A 1,560-nucleotide genomic window follows, 5' to 3' on the forward strand; every position below is an offset into this window, starting at 1 on the left:
ACACTCCGGTTGTAGAGTGGCGACGGCTTCATGCGCCCATCCTCGAACTGCTTCCATGCCATCGGCACGGAAGATTGATTGGGGATCGTAATCAAACGCATCCAACGCCCCAGAATGCGCAGTTGGTTGACCGTATTGAACGACTGCGACCCGCCAGAGACCTGCATCACCGCAAGGGTCTTGCCTTGCGTCGGCCTGACCCCGCCAATGGGCGACAGCGGCAGCCAGTCGATCTGCGTCTTCATGATTCCTGTCATGGCACCGTGACGTTCGGGGCTGGACCACACCATGCCCTCAGACCACATTGCCAGATCACGCAGTTCCTGCACTTTTGGATGGTCGGTATCGCGGTCATCGGGCAAGGGCAGACCAGAGGGATCAAAAAACCGGGTTTCGCAGCCCAAGGCACGCAGCACCCGCGCGCCCTCTTCGGCGCAAAGCCGTGAATAGCTTACCTGACGCAGTGAGCCATAGAGCAGCAAAATGCGCGGGGCATGTGCGGGTGCATCCGGGCCAGCCAGAGCGGGCACATCCAAAGGCCGCAACGCATCCGCCCGAAGGTTCGGCATATCTTCATCTCTGGCTGCCATCAGTGATTTTCTTCCAGATGCAGCTTCATGTCGATCAAGACCTGCTGCAACGCCGTCGTTTCACGCAAGAGACGCTTGGCTTCATTGATCGAAATGACGCCGTCAGCAATGGAAAGATTATACTCCGCCATCAGCAAAGCAAACCGCTGGCTAAGCTTGATAACATCGGTGTTGATCTCGCCTTCTTCGGTATTTGTGCCGGACTTGTCGTATGATATCGCGGCCCCGCGCAATTCTGCCAAAGCTGCCGTGACATGCGGATAGCTGGCTGCGGCTTCCAGTGCGGCGACAGCGTCAACCGGCATGAAGCGGTCGCTATGCTCGGCGTTGTCCGAATAATACCGCCCAAGTGTCGCTTTGGATTTCCCTGTCAATGCGCAGGCAGCTTCGATCCCCACGTCCTTGACGAGCGCCTCCGCGTGTTTCTTCAGATAACTGCCATAACCCGCCATGCCTGCGCTCCGTGTTGGTATTCTGCCCTGACAAGAGGGGAAACTCATCGTTTCATTCCCATTAAATCGGTTTGACACAGATGTCATTGATAAACCTGTCCCATGTGTTTGGGATGACGTAATGAGGATGCGCACGATGATGTGCCGTGTTGCTAGGATCGCAATCCGCTTGCGCATTCAGCCTGACGCCCCAGACGCGTGCTTATGGTGTGACCGCCATCAAGCGCTGGTCTTGCCAATGTGGTGACACCAGCGCTAATGATCGGCTATGGCAAAGCTCTATTTCAATTACTCCACGATGAACGCTGGCAAATCGACCGTTCTCTTGCAGGCCTCGCACAATTACATTGAGCGCGGAATGCAGACCTATCTGCTCATCGCGCGGTTCGACAACCGTGCAGGGACCGGACGGATCGGTAGCAGGATCGGCATTGGCGCAGACGCTGACACATTTGGCGCGGATGACGACCTCTTCGAGATGATCGAAAAACGGCTGAAGGCCGGGCCTTGCGCCTGCG

General features: G+C 56.7%; 2 protein-coding genes and 1 pseudogene. 1 reads left to right on the forward strand and 2 read right to left on the reverse strand.

Translation table 11 applies throughout. The annotated features are described in order from the left end of the window. Positions 1 to 590 (reverse strand): arsenical resistance protein ArsH (arsH, locus tag ACFDSS_RS13980; RefSeq protein WP_375256333.1); only part of this gene is annotated, 590 nt, incomplete at its 3' end. After that, positions 590 to 1,042, reverse strand: a complete 453-nt coding sequence (locus tag ACFDSS_RS13985) for a hypothetical protein (RefSeq protein ID WP_375256334.1) — start codon at positions 1,040 to 1,042, stop codon at positions 590 to 592. The genes arsH and ACFDSS_RS13985, both read right to left, overlap by 1 nt. 268 nt (positions 1,043 to 1,310) lie before the next feature. Here ACFDSS_RS13985 and ACFDSS_RS13990 point away from each other — a divergent pair. Then, positions 1,311 to 1,560, forward strand: a pseudogene (locus ACFDSS_RS13990) (thymidine kinase); the annotation flags it as partial.

It is taken from the genome of Yoonia sp. (assembly GCF_042093035.1).
Taxonomy (GTDB): domain Bacteria; phylum Pseudomonadota; class Alphaproteobacteria; order Rhodobacterales; family Rhodobacteraceae; genus Yoonia.

Excerpts from the sequence above, each read along its gene's own strand:
- ACFDSS_RS13985 (WP_375256334.1), bottom strand. The coding sequence starts at position 1,042 with ATGGCGGGTTATGGCAGTTATCTGAAGAAACACGCGGAGGCGCTCGTC.